Genomic DNA, 20,286 nt, shown 5'->3' with positions numbered 1-20,286 from the left:
ACCACAACTCGACAACACCCTGGTCGATCACAATCAAACAAAGAACACCAACAGAAGTGTTCAGATACTGAAGGCAGAGGCGTAGGTTCCGCTCAGGATCAGTTCGCGCAACGAAGCGAGTTCTCATGCAAACCCCCACGGAAGCCCCCACCTATCTGGCGGCGGAGCTACAGCTCCCCACCAACTGGCTGGACTACACGATCCTGGCGATCTACTTCGTCGTCGTGCTCGGCATCGGCTTCGCCGCCCGCCGCTCCGTCAAGACCAGCCTCGACTTCTTCCTGTCCGGACGCTCGCTGCCCGCCTGGATCACCGGCCTCGCCTTCATCTCGGCGAACCTGGCGGCCACCGAGATCCTCGGCATGGCCGCGAACAGCGCCCAGTACGGCGCCTACACCGTCCACTGGTACTGGGTCGGCGCCATCCCCGCCATGGTCTTCCTGGGCCTGGTGATGATGCCCTTCTACTACGGCAGCAAGGTCCGCTCGGTCCCCGAGTTCCTGCTGCTGCGCTTCGACCGGGCCGCCCACCTGCTCAGTTCGATCCTGTTCGCGCTCGCCGCCATCCTGATCGCCGGCGTCAACCTCTACGCCCTCGCGATCGTCGTCGAGGCCCTGCTCGGCTGGCCGCAGTGGGTCGCCATCGTCGTCGCCGGCGCCTTCGTGCTCGCGTACATCACCCTCGGCGGTCTGTCCTCGGCGATCTACAACGAGGTGCTGCAGTTCTTCGTGATCCTCGCCGCCCTCATCCCGATCACCGTCCTCGGCCTGAGGAAGGCCGGCGGATGGGGCGGGCTGACCGACAAGCTCACCGCGACCCACGGCGCCGACTTCACCACCGCCTGGGGCGGCACCGGCATCGGCTCGGCCAATCCGCTCGGCGCCAACTGGCTGACCATCGTCCTCGGCCTCGGCTTCGTGCTCTCCTTCGGCTACTGGACCACCAATTTCGCCGAGGTGCAGCGCGCCCTGTCCGCGAAGAACCTCTCCGCGGCACAGCGCACCCCGCTGATCGCCGCCTACCCGAAGATCTTCATCGTCTTCCTGGTGATGATCCCGGGCCTGGTCGCGGCCGCGATCGTCCCGAAGTTCGGCACCCCCGGCTCCGGCTACCAGTACAACGACGCCATCCCCTACCTGATGCAGGAGCTGCTGCCCAACGGCGTGCTCGGCATCGCCGTCACCGGTCTGCTGGCGGCCTTCATGGCGGGCATGGCCGCGAACGTGTCGTCCTTCAACACCGTGTTCACCAACGACATCTGGGCGAAGTACGTGGTGCGCGGCCGCGAGGACGGCTACTACGTGCGGTTCGGCCGCCTGATCACCGCGATCGGCGTCTGCGCCTCCGTCGGCACGGCGTTCCTCGCGTCCTCGTTCTCGAACATCATGAGCTACCTGCAGACGCTGTTCTCCTTCTTCAACGTGCCGATGTTCGTCGTCTTCATCGTCGGCATGTTCTGGAAGCGCGCGTCCGCCAAGTCCGGCTTCTGGGGCCTGCTCGCCGGCACCGTGACGGCGATGGTGAACTACTTCGTCTTCTACAAGAAGGGCATCATCTCCATCCCCTCCGACCAGGGCGCCAACTTCGTCTCCGCCATCGCCGGATTCGTCGCCGGCGCGGTCGTGATGGTCGCGGTGTCCCTGTTCACCGCGCCGAAGCCGGCGCAGGAGCTGCAGGGCCTGGTCTACGGGACCCGCTCCCCCGGCATGTCCGAACCGCCCGCCGAAGGCGACGACGCGTGGTACCGCAAGCCGGCCCTGCTGGGCTGGGGAGCGGTCGTCCTGGCCGCCGCCTGCTACATCCCGTTCTCGTTCTGACGCGGGAGGACCGAGGAAACCATGACCGAGCATCCTGAGCAGTCCCGTCGGCCGCACTACACCGAGCAGGACCTCCAGCGGGAGGTCTCCGAGCTGGAGACCAAGTCCGCGACCGCGGCCCGCATCTTCGACCTGCGCCGCATCATCGGCGGCCTGTTCGTGGTCTACGGCGTCATCGTCACGATCACCGGGATCACCGACTCCCAGGCCGCGATCGACAAGGCCGAGGGCGTCAACATCAACCTGTGGACCGGGATCGGCATGCTGATCCTGGGCGTCTTCTTCCTGGCCTGGCTGAAGCTGCGGCCGACGCCACCGCCGCTTCCTCCGGAAGGGCTGCCGGAGGAGAAGGAGTAGGGAGACGGCCATGGCCGTCCCGCGTCCGCAGGTGCGCGGGGCTGCCGCGGCCGTCCCGCTTCCGCAGGCGCGTGGGGCTGCCGCGGCCGTCCCGCTTCCGCAGGCGCGTGGGGCTGCCGCGGCCGTCCCGCTTCCGCAGGCGCGTGGGGCTGCTGCGGCCGTCCCGTGTCTGCGGGCGCGTGGGGGCGCGCTCGCGCAGTTCCCCGCGCCCCTGACGCCTCCTGACGGGCGCCTCCGTGCCCCTCCCGGCCGCGGGTGTGCGGGGCCCGCTCGCGCAGTTCGCGACCCTTCAGGGTGCCTCCCCGGCCCCCCGGAGGGAACCCGCCCGGTCCAGCAATCCCGTGCGCGCGGCCAGCGCCGCCGCCTCCAGGCGGGAGCCGACGCCCAGCTTCATGAGCACGCGCTGCACATGGGTACGGGCCGTGCTCGGCGCGATGCCCATGCCCGCCGCGATCAGCCGCGTGTCCTCCCCGTCGGCCACCCGCACCAGCACCTCCACCTCCCGCGGGGTCAGCATCTCCAGCAGCCGCTGGGCCTCGTCGTCGGGCTGTGCCGCGGGATTGAGCAGCTCACCGAAGGCGCCCTGCAGCAGCTGCGGTGCCACCGCAGCCTCACCGGCCCGCGCCTTCATGATGGCGCGCTCGACACCCTCGATCCGCTCGTCGTGCCGTACGTATCCCGACGCCCCCGCCGCGAAGGCCGCGGCGATCCCGCGCGGCGACGGCACGGGGCCCAGCACCAGCACCGCGACCTGCGGCCGGTCCCGTTTGATCTTCACCACGGGGTCGAAGACCCCCGGCTCGGCCGGCGCCGCCGTACCCAGCAGGCACACCTCGGGCGCCCGCGCGATGACCAGGTCCGCCGCACCCGCGGCCGGTGCCGCCGCGGCGAGCACCCGGTGCCCGCGCAGCTTGAGCGCCGACGCCAGCGCCTCCGCGAGCAGGCGATGGTCGTCGACGACCATGAGCCGCACTCCCATAGAGAAACCCCCCAGACCCCCCGGCACCCCCGCCCTACATGCCCCCGGAAGCTACACGCTTGTTCGACGTCGCGCTGCCCCTCTTGATGAGAAGTGCCCCGGATCGATGAAATCCGGGGCACTTCTCGGCAAGTCACCCATTCGGGGGAGACCGGCGGCGACGCCGGCGTCGGGTCACTGACCCGGGCCGAACGCCATCACGAGGTACTCCTTGCCGTACGACGACGTGGACTTGTGCGCGTACACGGCCGACATGAACAGCCGTCCGTTGCCGAAGAGCAGTTCCGCGTAGTCCGGCAGCAGGCTCATCTCCGCCTCCCGCACGTTCCGCGCGCCCGGGTTCTCCAGCAGCTTGCTCATCTTGAACGAACCGCCGTCGATGCTGACGACCTGGCCGCCCTTGTCGTACGGAGGCTCGTTGTAGGCGATGAGGTTGCCGCCGTCCATGCGCAGCGGGGAGAGCGTGTAGCCGTTGCCGGCCTCGGCCCGCTGGCCGGTGGGCTTGCCGGTCTTGAGGTCGAAGGCCACGATCTCGTTGGTCTGGCTGTACTTGCCCGAGCCGTCGTGCTCCTCGGTCGCCAGGTACAGCCTGCCGTTGCCGGCGACGATCTGCCGGCAGCCGTCGATGCGCGAGCTGTCGCAGCGGCCCCCGTACGTGTCGCCGGGCGAGGGGATGCGGGCGAGCAGCTTGCCGGTCCTGTTGTCGATGGAGAAGTAGTCCGAGACACCGCTGCTGCCCGCGGTGTCGCCGGCGTCGGCCGCGACCACCAGCGGGTCGGTGGAGACGAGCGCTGCGTCCTCGATGCCGTCGGGCATCTTGTACTCGGAGATCACCTTCCCGCTCTTCGGGTCGATGGTCTGGATCTGCAGCTTCTGGTCTTCGTACCGGCCGCACTTGCGCACCGCGACCAGCTTGGCGCCGCCGCCGTAGCCCGAGTCGAAGCAGGTGTCGTCCGGCTTCGGCTGCCACAGCGCCTTGCCGGTCTCGACGTCGAACGCGGCTCCGCCCTCGTAGCTGCCGACGGCGACGGTGTCCTGAGCGACCGTCACGTTCTGGAAGGTGACCGGGTAGTCACCGGACTTGACCGTCTTCGTCCACAGTTTCTTCCCCGCGGCGAGGTCGATCGCGGCGACCTGGCTGCAGCCCGCCGAGGAGCCCTTCGCGGGCATCTTCGGCTGGAAGGCGACCGCGGTCCGGCCGTCCTCGTTGACGTGGCTGCTGGCCGCGCAGACCGGGCCGGGGAGCTTGAGCGTCCACAGCTTGTGGCCGTCGGCCGGGTCGTAGCCGATGATCTCCGCGACGCCGCTCTTGGCGTACACCGAGTCTGTCAGCCACGAGCCGGAGGTGACGACCGTGTCGTCCGGCTGGGGCAGCGGCACCTGGAAGAGCACCTTGGAGGCCGGGTTGTCCGGCACCTTCTCCTTGCCGCCACCGCCGGAAGTGCCCCCGGAGGTGCCGTCCTTGCCGCCGCTGGAGGCGGTGTCGTGCTGCTTGCCGTCGTCCCCGGAGGACTTGGCGTACCAGATGCCGCCGCCGATGATCAGCGCGATGGCGACGACCGCCGCGACGACGATGAACAGCACGGTGTTGTTCCGCCCGCCGCCGCCCGTACCCGGCTGCGGCTGCATCGGCACGGTGACCGGCTGGCCCTGGCCCGGATAGCCGTAGCCCTGCTGCGGGGCCTGGGCCTGGCCGGGCTGCGTCGGCTGCGCGTAGGGGTTCGGCGACTGGGCGCCGTAGCCGGGGGCCTGGCCGTAGGCCGGGGGCTGCTGGGCGTACGGGTTCTGCTGGGCGCCGCCGGGGTAGCCGTAGCCGGGCTGGGCCGGCGGTTGCGGGGGCGCGGGCTGGGGGTAGCCGTAGCCGGGCTGCGGGGCCTGCGGCGGCTGGCCGGGCGGCTGGTTCGGGGGCGGCGGGGGCGGCTGGGTCATGGCGCGGGTACCTCGGGGACGCTCGGAAGGGCCGTACGGCACAGGGGACTCACAAGGGCCGTACGGCGCCGGGGACTCGGGAAGGACGGAAGGAAGCCGGTGGGGCGCCCCGGGCTCAGTCGCCGAAGGCCATGATCAGCTTCTCCTTCGAGTCGTCGTCACCGGAGAGCCGGCCCGACGAGATGTAGAACCGCCCGTCCACCCAGTCCACGATCCCGTCGTAGAACGTGTTCTCGACGTCGGCGGCACCCGCCGGGTTCTGCAGCAGCCCGGTCGTCTTGTGGGAGGAGCCGCCGACCGGGACCGACACCACCTGGCCGCCCGTGTCGTACGACGGCTGCACGTACGCGATGAGCTTGCCGCCCTCCACCTTCACCGGTGCCATCGGCCGGTCCCCGGGGGACTTGACCCGCCACTTCTCCTTGCCGGTGGCGAGACTGATCGCGACGACCTCGTTGGCGCTGATGGTGGAGTCGGTGGGCAGGTAGAGCGTGTCGGCGTCGACCGCGACACCCTGGCAGCCCTGCAGCTCGCGTTCGAGGACCGCCCAGCCGCAGCGGGGGGAGAACTTCTCGTTCACCTTGACCTCGGAGCGGAACTTGCCGTCCTTGGTGAAGGTGGAGATGTTCCACGCCTTCTTGTCCCGGTTGGTCAGATAGACCACCAGCGGGTCGACGGAGTAGGTCCGGGAGACCTCCCAGCCCTTCTTGACCTGCTGGGTCCAGCGGACCTTGCCGGTGGCCGGGTCCAGCTCCTGGATCTCCTCGTGCTCGGTGCCGGTGCCCGCTCCGCAGGAGGCGACCTGGATCAGCCGGTTCGTGCCGCCGGCGAACGCCGTCGGGAAGCAGGCCGCGCCGTACTTCTTCTTGTCGTACAGCTTCTTGCCGGTGCCGATGTCGTAGGCCGTGCCCGACTGGGAGCGGCCCACCATCAGCGTCTTGCCGCTGACCGTCAGTTCGACGCTGAGCGCGCTGTCGAACAACCCGCCGTCGGCGACCTCGCCGCTCCAGCCCTTCTCGCCGGTGGCCAGGTCGATCTGCTGCAGCTGGTTGCACTTGGCGCGGTCGCTGCCGCCGTTCATGTAGGCCACGACGACCTTGCCGTCGGCCGACTGCTGCGGGGTGACCGAGCAGATCTTCTGCGGGAAGTCGACCGGGCCCCACGCGTTCTCACCGTCACCGGTGTTGAAGGCGAAGACCTGCTTGTAGGCCGCCTTCACCGCCGTGTCGCCGCTGATCCACATGCCGGGCGCGTCCGCACCCGAGGCCGGGGCGTCCGGCGCCGGCTTGTACCAGAGCACCTTGGCCTCACCGGCCTGACGGCCCCCGTTGAGGTTGTCCGGGTCGGCGCCGGCGGCGGAGGCGGACGGCGAGCCGGTGGCGGAGTGCTTGGGGTCGTCGCTCTGCTGGGCGACGGGCTTCTTGCGGCCCTCGTCGCCGTCGCCGGCGGTGACCGCGTACACGGTGCCGCCGATGACGAGCAGCGCGGCCACGGCGGCACCGATGATCAGCGCCGTCTTCCTGCGGTTGCCCTGGCCGCCCGCGACGGGCCCGCCGGGTGCGGTCGGGTACGGCGGCTGCTGCGGGTGTCCGTAACCGGCCTGGGGGGCGGCGTAGGGGCCCGGCTGCTGCGGCTGCTGCGGGTAGCCGTAGGGGCCGCCCTGGGCGGCGCCGTACGGGCCCGGCTGCTGGGGGTAGCCGTAACCCGGCTGGGGCTGCTGCGGAGGGCCGGCGGGCGGCGGGGGCGCACCGAAACCACCCTGCGCGGGCGGGGTCTGCGGCGCACCGAAACCACCCGGGGCCGACGGCGTCTGCGGCGCACCGAAGCCCTCCTGGGCCGGCGGCGTCTGCGGCGCACCCGCGGGCGGCTGAGGCGCGCCGAAACCACCCTGCGGCGGCTGGTCCTGCGGCGCTCCGTACCCGCCCTGCGGCGGCTGGTTGGGCGGCTGAGTCATCAGCGCTCTTCCCCCTCGTTCACTGATTTTTAGCCACGCCCTGAGGTTCGTTCACGGACCCAAGGTCGTACTCAGACAGTTCTCAGACGGCTCTTTCTATCACCCGGGACGGACAGCACAGGGGGCCGCGTCCTCCCCTGTTCCCAAGGGAGGACCGGCCCGTGATGCCGTTGTTATGCGCCTTCACGCCCCCTTCACGCGGCGCACGCGCCCCCTGCGCGAGCTACGGGGGAGGTCAGGCGTCCTCCGCCAGTTCCAGCCACCGCAGCTCCAGTTCCTCGCGCTCGCCGGACAAGTCACGCAGCTGCGCGTCGAGTTCGGCGACCTTGGAGAAGTCGGTGGCGTTGTCGGCGATCTGGGCGTGCAGCCTGGACTCCTTCTCGGAGATCTTGTCCAACTGGCGCTCGATCTTCTGGAGTTCCTTCTTCGCGGCACGCTGGTCGGCGGCGCTCTTCTCCTGGACGGCCGGCCGGGGTGCCGCGGCGGCGGCCTGCGCGGCGACCGCCTCCTCCATGCTCCGGCGCCGCTCCAGGTACTCGTCGATCCCGCGCGGCAGCATCCGCAGCGCGCCGTCGCCGAGCAGGGCGAACACCCGGTCCGTCGTACGCTCCACGAAGAACCGGTCGTGGGAGATGACGATCATCGAGCCGGGCCAGCCGTCGAGGACGTCCTCGAGCTGGGTGAGGGTCTCGATGTCGAGGTCGTTGGTGGGCTCGTCCAGGAAGAGGACGTTGGGCTCGTCCATGAGGAGCCGCAGCAGCTGGAGCCGCCGCCGCTCACCACCGGAGAGGTCGCCGACCGGCGTCCACTGCTTCTCCTTGCCGAAGCCGAACGTCTCGCAGAGCTGACCGGCGGTCATCTCGCGGCCCTTGCCGAGGTCGACGCGCTCACGGACCCGCTGCACGGCCTCCAGTACCCGCCAGGTGGGGTCGAGTTCGGCGACCTCCTGGGAGAGGTAGGCGAGTTTGACCGTCCTGCCCACGGCGATCCGCCCGCCCGTGGGCTGTTCCTCGCCGTCCGTGCGGGCGGCGGCGGCCATGGCCCGCAGCAGCGAGGTCTTCCCGGCTCCGTTCACACCGACGAGGCCGATGCGGTCACCGGGACCGAGCTGCCAGGTGAGGTGCTTGAGCAGCACCTTGGGGCCGGCCTGCACGGTGACGTCCTCCAGGTCGAAGACCGTCTTGCCGAGCCGCGAGGAGGCGAACTTCATCAGCTCGCTGCTGTCCCGGGGCGGCGGCACGTCCGCGATCAGTTCGTTGGCGGCCTCGACCCGGAACCGCGGCTTGGACGTCCGCGCGGGCGCCCCGCGCCGCAGCCAGGCCAGCTCCTTGCGGATCAGGTTCTGCCGCTTGGCCTCCTCGGTGGCGGCGATGCGCTCGCGTTCGGCGCGGGCGAAGACGTAGTCGGAGTAGCCGCCCTCGTACTCGAAGACGTCACCGCGCTGCACGTCCCACATGCGGGTGCACACCTGGTCCAGGAACCAGCGGTCGTGCGTCACGCAGACCAGCGCCGAGCGCCGGTCCCGCAGGTGCCGGGCGAGCCAGGCGATGCCCTCGACGTCGAGGTGGTTGGTGGGCTCGTCGAGGACGATCAGGTCCTGTTCCTCGATGAGCAGCTTGGCGAGCGCGATCCGGCGCCGCTCGCCACCGGACAGCGGTCCGATGACGGTGTCGAGCCCTTTCGGGAACCCGGGCAGGTCGAGCCCCCCGAACAGCCCGGTCAGCACGTCCCTCACCTTGGCGTTGCCGGCCCACTCGTGGTCGGCCATGTCGCCGATGACCTCGTGGCGGACGGTGGCGGCCGGGTCGAGGGAGTCGTGCTGGGTGAGCACGGCGAGCCGCAGGCCGCCGGAGTGGGTGACCCGCCCGGTGTCGGCCTCCTCCAGCTTGGCGAGCATCCGGATGAGGGTGGTCTTGCCGTCGCCGTTGCGTCCGACGACCCCGATCCGGTCCCCTTCCTGCACACCGAGCGAGACGCCGTCCAGCAGGGCACGGGTGCCGTACACCTTGCTGACGTTCTCGACATTGACCAGGTTGACGGCCATTTCACTCCTGTGCGCGGGGCTGTGTCGGCATGCGGCTCAGCCGCGGGGGTCAGCCTTCTAGCGTAGGGCCTCGGCGGGTGGGCCCGGGGGCGAGGGGACGGTCACTGTCCGTGGTGGCTGGCCGGGATCGCCCCCGCGGCACCGGACCGCGCTCCGCGACCGGCCCCGGGCCCTCTCAGAGAACCGTCGCCCCCGCGACCGGCCCCGCCGCGGTCCGTACCGCCCTGCACGTTCCCGAGGTCTGCAGCGCCTGCGCCACCTTCTCCGCCGACTCGGCGTCCCGCGCGAGGAACGCCGTCGTCGGCCCGGACCCGGAGACCAGCGTGGCGAGCGCACCGGCCCCGCGGCCCGCCTCCAGTGTGTCCGCCAGTTCCGGGAACAGGGACAGCGCGGCGGGCTGGAGGTCGTTGGACAGGGCTCCCGCCAGCGCCTCCGGGTCCCCCTTGGCCAGCGCTTCCAGCAGTTCCGCCGAGGCCACCGGCTCGGGGATCTCCCGTCCCTCGGCCAGCCGGTCGAACTCGCGGAACACCGCCGGCGTGGACAGGCCCCGCTCGGCCATCGCGAACACCCAGTGGAAGGTGCCGCCGGCCTCCAGGGCCGTCAGCTGCTCCCCGCGGCCGACGCCCAGGGCCGCCCCGCCGACCAGGCTGAACGGCACGTCGCTGCCCAGCTCGGCGCAGATCGCGAGCAGTTCGGCCCGCGAGGCGCCCGTGCCCCACAGCGTGTTGCAGGCGAGCAGCGCGCCCGCGCCGTCCGCGCTGCCGCCCGCCATACCGCCGGCGACCGGGATGTCCTTGTCGATGTGGATGTGCACGGCCGGTTCGATGCCACGCCGCCCGGCGAGGGCGATCGCGGCGCGCGCGGCCAGGTTGGTGCGGTCCAGGGGGACCTGGTCGGCGTCCGGGCCCGCGCAGGTGACGCGCAGCTCGTCGGCCGGGGTGACGGTGACCTCGTCGTACAGGCCGACGGCGAGGAAGACGTTGGCCAGGTCGTGGAACCCGTCGGGGCGGGCGGCGCCCACGGCGAGCTGGACGTTGACCTTGGCGGGGACGCGGACCGTGACGCTCACTGCTGACCGGGCTCCTTGCGGTACGGGCTGTACGGGCGGTGTCGGCGCTGCTCGGCGCGCCGCGGCCTACTCGGCCGGCGGGGCGTTCCCGGCAGCGCCGTCGGCGAACGCCTCGCGGTGCTCGGCGACGCGGGCGAACTCCTCGACGGTCAGCGACTCACCGCGGGCCTGCGGGGAGACACCGGCCGCGACCAGGGCCGCCTCGGCCGCCGCGGCGGAGCCGGCCCAGCCGGCGAGCGCCGCCCGCAGCGTCTTGCGGCGCTGGGCGAACGCCGCGTCGATGACCGTGAAGACCTCGCTCTTCGACGCGGTCGTCTTGATCGGCTCGGCCCGCCGGACGAGGGAGACCAGCCCGCTGTCGACGTTCGGCGCGGGCCAGAAGACGTTGCGTCCGATGGCCCCGGCCCGCTTCACCTCGGCGTACCAGTTGGCCTTCACGGAGGGGACGCCGTACACCTTGTTCCCGGGTGTCGCGGCGAGCCGGTCGGCGACCTCCGACTGCACCATGACCAGCGTCCGCTCGATGCTCGGGAAGGTGTCGAGCATGTGCAGCAGCACGGGTACGGCGACGTTGTACGGCAGGTTCGCCACGAGGGCGGTCGGCGCGGGGCCCGGCAGTCCGGTGACGTGCATCGCGTCGGAATGGACCAGCGCGAACCGGTCGGCGCGCCCGGGCATGCGCGCGGCGATGGTCGCGGGCAGCGCGGAGGCCAGGACGTCGTCGATCTCGACGGCGGTGACCCGGTCGGCGACCTCCAGCAGCGCGAGGGTGAGGGAGCCGAGCCCCGGGCCGACCTCGACGACCACGTCGTCGGGGCGGACCTCCGCGGTGCGGACGATACGGCGGACCGTGTTCGCGTCGATCACGAAGTTCTGGCCGCGCTGCTTGGTGGGACGGACACCGAGCGCCGCCGCGAGTTCACGGACGTCGGCGGGGCCGAGGAGGGCGTCGGAGGTGGGGCTGCTCACGGAACAAGGGTACGGTCCCCCACCGCCCCGCCTCGCCACGCTCACTCACGAGGCACGCGGGCACCCCACCAGGGGACGCGGGGAACCGCGCGACCGGCCACGGACGACCCGCACCCGGCACCGGACCCGCGCCCCCACGGCGCTCCACGGCTCCCCCGGCTCCCCCCATGACGCGCTGTCGGCTACCCCTTCAGCCTCATCCCGCAATGCGGCCAGGGAGTGGCCCCCCGCTTCAGGTACAGCTTCTTCGCCCGGTACGTCTGTTCCTCCGCCGACGCGTCCTGGGGACGCCCACTGCCGCCGAGGCTGCGCCAGGTGTGCGTGTCGAACTGGTAGAGCCCCCCGTACGTGCCGGAGGGGTCGACCGCGTGCGCCCGGCCGCCGGACTCGCACGCCGCGAGCCCGCGCCAGTTGAGGTGGTCCGCACCGTGCACGGAGTGCGGACGGGGCTTGGTCCCCACCTTGACCACCTGCTTGCGCGGCTTGCGCACCACCTCGGTCTTCTCCCGGCGCGGTTTCTCCCGGACCCCGTTGACGCTGCGCACCAGGTAGGTGGTCCGGCGCAGCCCGGGCCGGCCGGCCCGGGCGACGACCTCGGTGCCCTTGAAGAGGGTGGGGTCCTCGATCCGCTCGGCCTCGAAGGGGATCAGCTCCTCGCGGACCTCCCGGCTGCCGGTCACCCGCAGCACGGTCACCGTCTGCCCGTCGCGCGGGAAGCTCTCCGGCGGTACGGAGGTGGTGTCCTGGCCGCGCAGGGTGATCCCGGCCTCCTCGACGGCCTCGCGGACGGTGGCCGCGTTGGTGCGGATGGTGCGGGTCCGGCCGTCCGCCATGACCGTGACGGCGCGCTCGGTGCGCACGTCGAGCGCGAGCCCGGTGCGTCCGATGCGCTGGGAGCGCGACGTGGACAGGTACGCGCCCTCGGCGCGCACCCCCATCTCGTGCAGCGCGCCCTCCACGGTGTGTGCCGTCGTCCACACCTCGCGCTGCCGGCCGTCGAGGGTGAGCCGTACGGGGCGCCCGTACCGCACCGCGACCGCGTCACCGCTGGCGAGTGCCGTGCCGGGGGCGGGGGCGATCATGTCGTGCGCCCCGACCCGCACGCCCTCCTCGGTGAGCAGCTCGCTCACGTCGTCGGCGAAGGTGTGCAGGCTGCGCGGCCTGCCTTCGACGCTCAGCTCGATCGCCTTGTCCTTGGCGACGAACGCGGTGGTGCCGCCGGCCAGGAAGGCCACGACCAGCGCCTGGGGCAGCAGGCGGCGCACGGCGGAGTCGGGCCGGTCCGTGAAGCGCGCCCGGCGCCGGCGGGCGGCCCGCCCGCCGGCCCCCGAGGCCCCGGCCGCCCCGTCCTGCTCGGGGACCCCGAACTCCTCGGCTGCCTCGAACGCTCCGGCCGCCTCGAACGCTCCGGCCGCCTCAAATGCTTCGGCTGCCTCGAAGTTCTCGAGTGCCCCGGGTACCTCGAATCCCTCGGGTGCCTCGGGTGCCTCGGGTTCGTACGGTGCCGTCCCGAAGGCGATCGTCGTCTGCCGTGGTGCCGGCAGGGCCGGCTCGGTGACGTAGTAGGCCTCGGCTTCGTAGGCGGGCCGGTAGGTGTCCTGGTACAGCCCGTACGGAAGGGTTTCCGCGGTGTGCACGGAGGGCTCGGGGCCGTAGGCCTCGTACGTCTCGTACTGCGACTTGCTCACGCCGACACGCTCCAGAGGGCCAGAGGGGTCCGGATCGGGCCCCCAGAACCTAGCGGAGCACCCGTCACTCTCCAAAGCGGCACGACTACGCACGGTCGCGGTCGAACCGGGCGCGAGACCGGCCGGACGTTATCGGCCAGTTATGATCAATACACGCTCAGTAATCGAAGGCGCGGGCGGTGTTCGCTCCCAGCGCCGTCGCCAGGGCGTCCTCGCCGATGCCGCGCACGGCGGCCATCGCCCGGACCGTGACCGGAATGAGATACGGGGCGTTGGGCCGTCCGCGGTACGGCGCCGGGGTCAGGAAGGGCGCGTCGGTCTCCACGAGGAGCAGTTCCAGCGGGGCGACGGCGACCGCGTCCCGCAGGTTCTGGGCGTTCTTGAAGGTGACGTTGCCGGCGAAGGACATGAAGTAGCCCTCGCGGGCGCAGATCCCGGCCATGTCGGCGTCGCCGGAGTAGCAGTGGAAGACGGTGCGCTCGGGGGCACCCTCCTCCGCCAGGATGCGCAGCACGTCGGCGTGGGCGTCTCGGTCGTGGATGACCAGGGCCTTGCCGTGCCGCTTGGCGATCTCGATGTGGGCGCGGAAGGAGCGCTCCTGGGCCGCCTTGCCCTCGGGGCCGGTGCGGAAGTAGTCCAGGCCTGTCTCGCCGACGCCCTTGACCTGGGGCAGTCCGGCGAGCCGGTCGATCTCGGCGAGGGCCTCGTCCAGCGCGGCGTCACCGCCGGGCTGCCGGGCCCCCTGCCTCGACCAGCCGTCGGGATCGCCGTGGACGATGCGCGGGCCCTCGTTGGGGTGGAGGGCGACGGTGGCATGGACGTTCTCGTGCGCGGCGGCGATCTCGGCGGCCCACTGCGAGCCCTTGATGTCACAGCCGACCTGGACGACGGTCGTGACGCCCACCGACGCGGCCTTCGCCAGGCCTTCCTCGACGGTTCCGGACTGCATGTCGAGGTGGGTGTGGGAGTCGGCGACGGGCACCTGGAGGGGAGCCGGAAGCGGCGGGGCCGCGTTCTTGTCGTCGTGGGAGCGCTGGCCGGCGTTCGAAGGCATGCCCCGATCCTACGAAAGGGGCATGCCCGCGCAGACGGGTGATCCGTTCAGCTGGCCCTGCGCTGGAAGGGGTGCAGGAGGTCGGACAGGTGCCAGTGGTGGGGCCGCTCGGCCCCGGCCGGGACCTGCGGCACCTCGACCGGGCCCGCCTGCGGCACGCTGCGCTGGCCGCCGGCCGCGCCGCGCACCGACGAGACCTGGCCCGCGCGCATGATCCGCACGATGTGACCGTCGCAGTTGTGGCAGCTCGGCCGGCTCAGCGGCGACGGCACGACCCTGCCGTCGGCCACGTACCGCACGAAGTCGTGCCCTTCGGCGTCCGTGTGGTGCTCTATCTCGTACGACTGCTCCCAGCCGTGCCCGCAGCGCATGCAGGCGAACGAATAGGACTCGTGAACGACGGCTGTGGCCGTACCGCGGAGGCCGGTCTGCCCTGCTATGTCACTCATGCCAGCTCCCTGTTGGACGGGTGCGTCCGGTGTTGGGCGGGTGCGTCCCTTCGACCAGTGGACGCCTCCCCGGGTGCGAATGCACCCGAGCTGTCGAGTGTTGGAGGCGATTTGGAATCCGCTTGCCAAACCGCCTCGGGTGAGGAGCGTGGGCTTTGCATTCACCGGCAGCCTTTTGCCCTCCCATGGGGCGCACGCGGGCGCCCGCGCGGGCGCGGCGCTACCCGAGGCCGGCCTTCTTGGCCTCGACCACCGCGTCGAAGACGACCCGCTTCTGCAGTCCCGCCTCCGCCGCCACGGCCGCGATGGCCTCCTTGCGGCGCTCGCCGGCCTCCTCCCGCAGCCGCACCCGGCGGACCAGCTCCGCGGCGTCGACCTCCTCGGGCCCGGCCTCGGGGGCGCCCTCGACGACGACGGTGATCTCCCCGCGCACGCCCTCCGCGGCCCACTGCGCCAGCTCGGCCAGCGGACCGCGCCGTACCTCCTCGTACGTCTTGGTCAGCTCGCGGCAGACGGCGGCCCGCCGGTCCCCGCCGAAGACCTCGGCCATGGCGGCGAGGGTGTCGTCGAGCCGGTGCGGGGCCTCGAAGTAGACGAGGGTGCGCCGCTCGCCCTCGACCTCGCGCAGCCGGGACAGCCGCTCGCCGGTCTTGCGCGGCAGGAAGCCCTCGAAGCAGAACCGGTCGACGGGCAGCCCGGACAGGGCGAGCGCGGTGAGCACGGCGGACGGGCCGGGCACGGCGGTGACCCGGATGTCCCGCTCCACGGCGGCGGCGACCAGCCGGTAGCCGGGGTCGGAGACGGACGGCATGCCGGCGTCGGTCACCAGCAGGACGCGGGCCCCGCCGACCAGCTCCTCGACCAGTTCGGGGGTGCGGGCGGACTCGTTGCCCTCGAAGTACGAGACGACACGCCCCCTGGTGGTGACGCCCAGCGCCTGGGTGAGCCGGCGCAGCCGCCGGGTGTCCTCGGCGGCGACCACGTCGGCGCCGGCCAGTTCCTCGGCGAGCCGGGGCGGCGCGTCCGCGATGTCGCCGATGGGGGTTCCTGCCAGGACAAGGGTTCCAGTCACCCCCCCATCCTCCCAGGAGTTCCGGGGCCGCTTCCGGGCGCCCGGCGGCCGGGGGCACGCGCCTCTGAGCGGCGGGGTGACGCGCCCCTGAGCGGCGGGGGAATCCGACCGTGTCCCGACCGGTACCGCACATGCACGGGACTCGCACAGGACGGTTCCCTACGATGGCGCGGTGACCAGTACCGCGTCCTCCATGGACCTCCGGCAGGGCCAGACGCCGCAAGACCAGCGGCCGTCGTGGCAGCAGCGGCTGCGCCGATTCGGGTACGCACCGGCCACGGACGCGCCCTCGGGCGACGTACGCGACCGGCTGGTGCCGCCGTACGCCGAGCCGAGCCCGCGGCTGTGGCGGGTGCTCGGCGTGCCACCGGTCCTCGCCGGGCGGATCACCCGCTGGTCGGGCTGGGGCGGGCCGCTGCTGGTGACGCTGATGGCGGGCGTGATGCGGTTCTGGAACCTGGGCAGCCCGCGGGCGGTGATATTCGACGAGACGTACTACGCCAAGGACGCCTGGGCGCTCGTCCACCGCGGTTTCGAGGTCAGCTGGGACAAGTACGGCAAGAACGCCAACGACCTGGTGCTTCAGCAGCACGGCCATCTGTCGCTCCCGACGGACCCGGCCTACGTGGTGCATCCGCCGGTCGGGAAGTACGTCATCGGGCTCGGCGAGCTGATGTTCGGGTTCAACCCGTTCGGCTGGCGTTTCATGACGGCTCTGCTCGGGACGCTGAGCGTGCTGCTGCTGTGCCGGATCGGGCGGCGGATGTTCCGCTCCACGTTCCTGGGCTGCCTCGCGGGCGCGCTGATGGCGGTGGACGGCCTGCACTTCGTGATGAGCCGGACCTCGCTGCTCGACGGCGTGCTGATGTTCTTCGTGCTGGCCGCTTTCGGCTGTCTGGTGGTGGACCGGGACCGGGCACGGGAGAGACTGGCCGCCGCGCTGCCCGTGGCCCCGGACGGCCGGGTCAGGCCGGACGGTGAGGTCGCCGACACCTTCCGCTTCGGCTGGCGGCCCTGGCGCTGGGGGGCCGGGCTGATGCTGGGCCTGGCCGTGGGCACGAAGTGGAACGGCCTGTACGTCCTGGCCGCGTTCTGTGTGATGACGGTCCTGTGGGACGTCGGCACCCGCAAGGTGGCCGGCGCCCGCCGGCCGTACCTCGCCGTCCTCAAGTACGACACCGGTCTCGCCTTCCTGGCGACGGTGCCGGTGGCGCTGGTGGTCTACGTCGCCTCCTGGACCGGCTGGATCCTGTCCCCGTCCGACGGCACCGGCGGCTACTACCGCAACTGGGCGGCCACCGACGGCAAGGGCGGCACCTGGTCGTTCCTGCCGGACTGGCTGCGCAGCCTGTGGCACTACGAGCACGAGGTGTACGTCTTCCACGTCCACCTCGACCAGCCGCACACGTACCAGTCCAACCCGTGGAGCTGGATCGTGCTGGGCCGTCCGGTGTCGTACTTCTACGAGTCACCCTCCCCCGGCGCCGACGGCTGCCCGGCGGACGCGGGCCAGAAGTGCGCCCGGGAGGTGCTCGCGATCGGCACACCGCTGCTGTGGTGGGCGGCCTGCGTGGCGATCGGCTACGTGCTGTGGCGGTGGGCGTTCCGCCGTGACTGGCGGGCCGGCGCGATCGCCTGCGGCATCGCGGCGGGCTACCTCCCGTGGTTCCTGTACCAGGAGCGGACGATCTTCCTCTTCTACGCGGTCGTCTTCCTGCCGTTCCTGTGTCTGGCGGTGGCCATGATGACCGGCGCGATCATCGGCCCACCCCGCTCCTCCGACACCCGTCGCGTACTCGGCGCCTCGGCAGCGGGCGTCCTGGTCCTGCTGATCGCCTGGAACTTCATCTACTTCTGGCCCCTCTACACCGGCCAGGCCATCCCGATCGACTCCTGGCGGTCTCGGATGTGGCTGGACACCTGGGTCTAGCCGGGCAGACCTACCAAGAGCTAGGGCAGCCTTCCGGGGGGTGGGGTCCGCGTGCGGATCATCACTGCTGGTACGACCCACGTCGATCCACGGGTGGTGATCCGCTGAGGGACAGTTCCGCGATCCAGCTTCATCCTTGTCAGGTCGATCACGCAGGCCTGTCGACGTCGGCCAACGACGCCTGCGCCTCGGTCGATCTTCCCTGGCATCACGGCTTCAGGCGCAGAGATTCCACCCATTTGTTCGGGCGGCCGTCGAAGTGGTCTCTCAGCCGGTCTTCGATGTGCTCAGGCGCCCAGACAGCAGCCCGCTCCAGCTTCCGGCCCTCTTCGAGCGTCGAGGGCGTTTCACGGCCCGCCCGGGTGACCGGATCGACGCGATGGACGGTGACACTGCCGCTGAGCGGATCTTGCTTGCTGAACACATGGACCACGGCCTGTTCCTCGCGGGTCAGGGGCACTACGTCGAGCAGCTCCCAGCCGCTACGGCGCCGAAATGCCGAATCCATGACCCAGATCTTGAAGGCGACGGGTGCCGCAACGATCTCGATGAGGTCGACAGGCGCTCCAGGCCGGCCGACGAGGTCGTAGAACTCGACGCACAATCCGGTGAGTTGCCGGCCGAAAGCGCATCGGCCGTCGCCCAGATCGATGCGCGCTACCCGTCCAGGGGCTCTACTGGCGCGGGCCTTGGTGACCTTCCTGGGCCCCGCTGCCGGCTGCTGCATGTGTGGATTATTCCCCTCGGGCCCGGATCCTCTCGGCTGGATACGTGGGTCCAGCCGGGCGGCCCCAGCACCTGCATGGCCGGCGAGGTTCCGCTCTGCGGCGAGTATGACGCCTGCACAGACGGGAAGACCGTTTACGTCTGGCGGAGTGCCCGATGTGGGTCGTCCGCGGGCTCGGCTGCCGGGAGGCCTGTCTCGTCGCGATCACCGCTCCGATGCCGGTCAGCAGGCAGCCGAGGGAGGCGCCGGTGATCCTGCCGCCTTCCAGCACCCACGTCAGGAGGGCGATGAGGCAGATCGCGAACGAGACGGCTGTCAGGACCCGCCATGACGGTGAGGGACGGTTCAGCATGTGGCTCACTCCTGGTAGTCGGCCTTACGTGTCCGGGCGTGCGCCCATGCTTCGATTGCGCCCCGGCCCTACGGCCGTGTCAGGGCACGAGTTCTCGTGACTTGACGGACGAGGTCTCTGTTCGGACAACAATCGGCAACCCTCGCCCGCACGGCGGTGAAACCGCTTACAGTTCCCCCAAGATCTGTTTTGAACGCGTTCAAAACAGGACCAAGGGGAGGGAATCCGCGCAATGCGCAACGGGGTGAAGGCGGCCGTCATAGGCAGCGTGTGCGTCACGCTCCTGGGCGGGGCCGGTTACGGCTTGTACAACATCGCGTCCGCGCTCGACGGTGACGGCGGCACGGCGTCCGTGAAGACGGGACCGCCCAGCGGATCCGAGGTGAAGGACGCGTCCGGCGCGTTCTTCAACGCCTGGGAGAAGGGCGACGCGGCGGCCGCGGCGTCGTACACGAACTACCCCGGCGCGGCGGGCGCGCTGCTGCGCGCCTTCGGCGACGACGCGCACATCCGCAAGGTGCGCATCACGCCCGGCACGCCCGCCGGCGACACCGTGCCGTTCAGGGTCGAGGCGACGGTGTCGTACCAGGGCACCTCCCGGCCCCTGTCCTACCGGAGCACGCTGACCGTCGTACGCGGCGAGACCTCGCACCGCGCCCTGGTCGACTGGCAGCCCTCCGTGCTCCACCCGCGCCTGCGCAAGGGGGACACGCTCGCCACCGGCGAGTCGGCCGCCCCGGAGATCGAGGCCGTCGACCGCGACGGAAAGGTGCTGGAGCGGCGCACATACCCCTCCCTCGGCCGGGTCCTGGACGAGTTGCGCCGCCGGTACGGCGACCGGACCAGCGGCCGGCCCGGGGTGGAACTCGTGATCCGGCATCAGGCCGCCGCCGACGGCAGCCAGGCCGCGGACACCACGCTCGTCACCCTGGCGAAGGGCAAGCCCGGCAAGCTCCGGACGACGCTCAGCGCGAGCGCGCAGGCGGCGGCCGAGGCGGCGGTGGAGAAGCACCCCGAGTCCTCGGTGGTGGCCGTCAAGCCGAGCACCGGCGAGATCCTGGCGGTCGCCAACAACCGCCGGGACGGCTTCGACGCGGCCTTCCTCGGCGAGCGCGCCCCCGGCTCCACCATGAAGATCGTCAGCGCGGCCACCCTCATCGACAACGGCCTGACCACCGCGAACGGCTCGGCGCCCTGCCCGCCGTCGGCCGTGTGGCAGAGCCAGACCTTCCACAACCTCAAGGGCCTCCAGCCGGACGAGCACGCCTCCCTCGGCGACAGCTTCGCCCGCTCCTGCAACACGGCGTTCGTGAAGTTCGCGGACGAGGTCAAGGCCGACTCCCTCACCGAGGAGGCCGAGGAGCGGTTCGGGATCGGGCGGGACTGGAAGGTGGGCGTGCCCTCCTTCGACGGCCGGGTCCCCGCTTCGGGCGGCCCGGACACCGCGGCCGCCCTGATCGGCCAGGGCCAGGTCCAGATGAACCCGCTCAACATGGCCTCCGTCACGGCGACCGCGATCACCGGAACGTTCCGCCAGCCCGTGATCGTGCCGCTGGCGCTGGACGGCCGTGAACCGGCACGCGCGCGTGGGCTGTCGCCGGCCACGGTCGGGCAGCTGCGCGCGATGATGAGCCGTACCGCGCACAGCGGCACCGCGGCGGGCGTGATGGCCGGACTGCATGGGGACGTAGGGGCGAAGACCGGCTCCGCGGAGGCCGACGGGGAGGCCAGGTCCGACAGTTGGTTCACCGGCTACCGCGACGACATGGCCGCGGCGGCGATGGTCCAGGACGGCGGGCACGGCATCGACGCGGCCGGGCCGATTGTCGCAAGCGTGCTACGGAATGCCGGCTGACGTCACCCGCAGAGCCGGGGACTTTAAGGTGATTGCGGTCG

At 71.5% G+C, this 20,286-nt stretch carries 15 protein-coding genes; 4 read left to right on the top strand and 11 right to left on the bottom strand.

Going from position 1 to position 20,286, the window contains the following annotated elements; genetic code table 11:
• Positions 1 to 125 precede the first annotated feature (125 nt).
• Positions 126 to 1,817: a sodium:solute symporter family protein gene (locus tag JK359_RS08825; protein WP_201833654.1), complete on the top strand. Its 1,692-nt coding sequence runs from the start codon at positions 126 to 128 to the stop codon at positions 1,815 to 1,817.
• A gap of 21 nt (positions 1,818 to 1,838) precedes the next feature.
• Positions 1,839 to 2,174 carry a hypothetical protein gene (locus JK359_RS08820; protein WP_201833652.1) on the top strand — a complete coding sequence of 112 codons (336 nt, stop codon included), beginning with the start codon at positions 1,839 to 1,841 and terminating at the stop codon, positions 2,172 to 2,174.
• Positions 2,175 to 2,463: 289 nt separating this feature from the next.
• Here JK359_RS08820 and JK359_RS08815 read toward each other — a convergent pair whose 3' ends face one another.
• The 10 genes from JK359_RS08815 to rsmI form a co-directional block, all read right to left on the bottom strand.
• Positions 2,464 to 3,153, bottom strand: coding sequence for a helix-turn-helix transcriptional regulator (locus tag JK359_RS08815; RefSeq protein WP_201833650.1), 690 nt, complete (start codon positions 3,151 to 3,153; stop codon positions 2,464 to 2,466).
• Positions 3,154 to 3,327: 174 nt separating this feature from the next.
• Positions 3,328 to 5,082, bottom strand: a complete 1,755-nt coding sequence (locus JK359_RS08810; RefSeq protein WP_201833648.1) for an outer membrane protein assembly factor BamB family protein — start codon at positions 5,080 to 5,082, stop codon at positions 3,328 to 3,330.
• A 115-nt stretch (positions 5,083 to 5,197) separates the two neighbouring features.
• Complete coding sequence (locus JK359_RS08805; protein ID WP_201833646.1) at positions 5,198 to 7,036, bottom strand: outer membrane protein assembly factor BamB family protein; 1,839 nt, start codon at positions 7,034 to 7,036, stop codon at positions 5,198 to 5,200.
• Between the two features lie 235 nt (positions 7,037 to 7,271).
• The gene (locus JK359_RS08800; protein ID WP_201833644.1) at positions 7,272 to 9,080 is read right to left on the bottom strand and encodes an ABC-F family ATP-binding cassette domain-containing protein; all 1,809 of its coding nucleotides are present in this window, start codon (positions 9,078 to 9,080) and stop codon (positions 7,272 to 7,274) included.
• 175 nt (positions 9,081 to 9,255) lie between these two features.
• Positions 9,256 to 10,149, bottom strand: coding sequence for a 4-(cytidine 5'-diphospho)-2-C-methyl-D-erythritol kinase (locus JK359_RS08795; protein WP_201833642.1), 894 nt, complete (start codon positions 10,147 to 10,149; stop codon positions 9,256 to 9,258).
• Between the two features lie 66 nt (positions 10,150 to 10,215).
• Positions 10,216 to 11,118: a 16S rRNA (adenine(1518)-N(6)/adenine(1519)-N(6))-dimethyltransferase RsmA gene (gene rsmA / locus JK359_RS08790; RefSeq protein WP_201833640.1), complete on the bottom strand. Its 903-nt coding sequence runs from the start codon at positions 11,116 to 11,118 to the stop codon at positions 10,216 to 10,218.
• Positions 11,119 to 11,300: 182 nt separating this feature from the next.
• Complete coding sequence (locus tag JK359_RS08785) at positions 11,301 to 12,806, bottom strand: resuscitation-promoting factor (protein ID WP_201833638.1); 1,506 nt, start codon at positions 12,804 to 12,806, stop codon at positions 11,301 to 11,303.
• Between the two features lie 157 nt (positions 12,807 to 12,963).
• Positions 12,964 to 13,860 carry a TatD family hydrolase gene (locus tag JK359_RS08780; protein WP_201833636.1) on the bottom strand — a complete coding sequence of 299 codons (897 nt, stop codon included), beginning with the start codon at positions 13,858 to 13,860 and terminating at the stop codon, positions 12,964 to 12,966.
• Positions 13,861 to 13,907: 47 nt separating this feature from the next.
• Positions 13,908 to 14,309, bottom strand: a complete 402-nt coding sequence (locus JK359_RS08775) for a hypothetical protein (protein ID WP_201833634.1) — start codon at positions 14,307 to 14,309, stop codon at positions 13,908 to 13,910.
• A gap of 220 nt (positions 14,310 to 14,529) precedes the next feature.
• On the bottom strand, positions 14,530 to 15,381 hold the full coding sequence (gene rsmI / locus JK359_RS08770; protein WP_201833632.1) for a 16S rRNA (cytidine(1402)-2'-O)-methyltransferase: 852 nt from the start codon (positions 15,379 to 15,381) through the stop codon (positions 14,530 to 14,532).
• A 172-nt stretch (positions 15,382 to 15,553) separates the two neighbouring features.
• Between rsmI and JK359_RS08765 the strand changes: the two genes are divergently transcribed.
• Positions 15,554 to 17,311: a dolichyl-phosphate-mannose--protein mannosyltransferase gene (locus JK359_RS08765; protein WP_201833630.1), complete on the top strand. Its 1,758-nt coding sequence runs from the start codon at positions 15,554 to 15,556 to the stop codon at positions 17,309 to 17,311.
• A gap of 208 nt (positions 17,312 to 17,519) precedes the next feature.
• Here JK359_RS08765 and JK359_RS08760 read toward each other — a convergent pair whose 3' ends face one another.
• Positions 17,520 to 18,038 (bottom strand): immunity 26/phosphotriesterase HocA family protein, encoded by a 519-nt coding sequence (locus JK359_RS08760; RefSeq protein WP_201833622.1) that lies wholly within the window; start codon positions 18,036 to 18,038, stop codon positions 17,520 to 17,522.
• A gap of 584 nt (positions 18,039 to 18,622) precedes the next feature.
• On the opposite strand from JK359_RS08760, the gene JK359_RS08755 reads away from it, so the two are divergent.
• A complete protein-coding gene (locus JK359_RS08755; protein WP_201833620.1) occupies positions 18,623 to 20,245 on the top strand; it encodes a penicillin-binding transpeptidase domain-containing protein in 1,623 nt (540 codons plus the stop codon).
• Positions 20,246 to 20,286 lie beyond the last annotated feature (41 nt).

Source organism: Streptomyces actinomycinicus (assembly GCF_016741775.1).
In the GTDB taxonomy this organism is placed as follows: domain Bacteria; phylum Actinomycetota; class Actinomycetes; order Streptomycetales; family Streptomycetaceae; genus Streptomyces; species Streptomyces actinomycinicus.
Note: the sequence above shows the minus strand (reverse complement) of the source record. Positions and strands in the feature narration are given on the sequence as shown.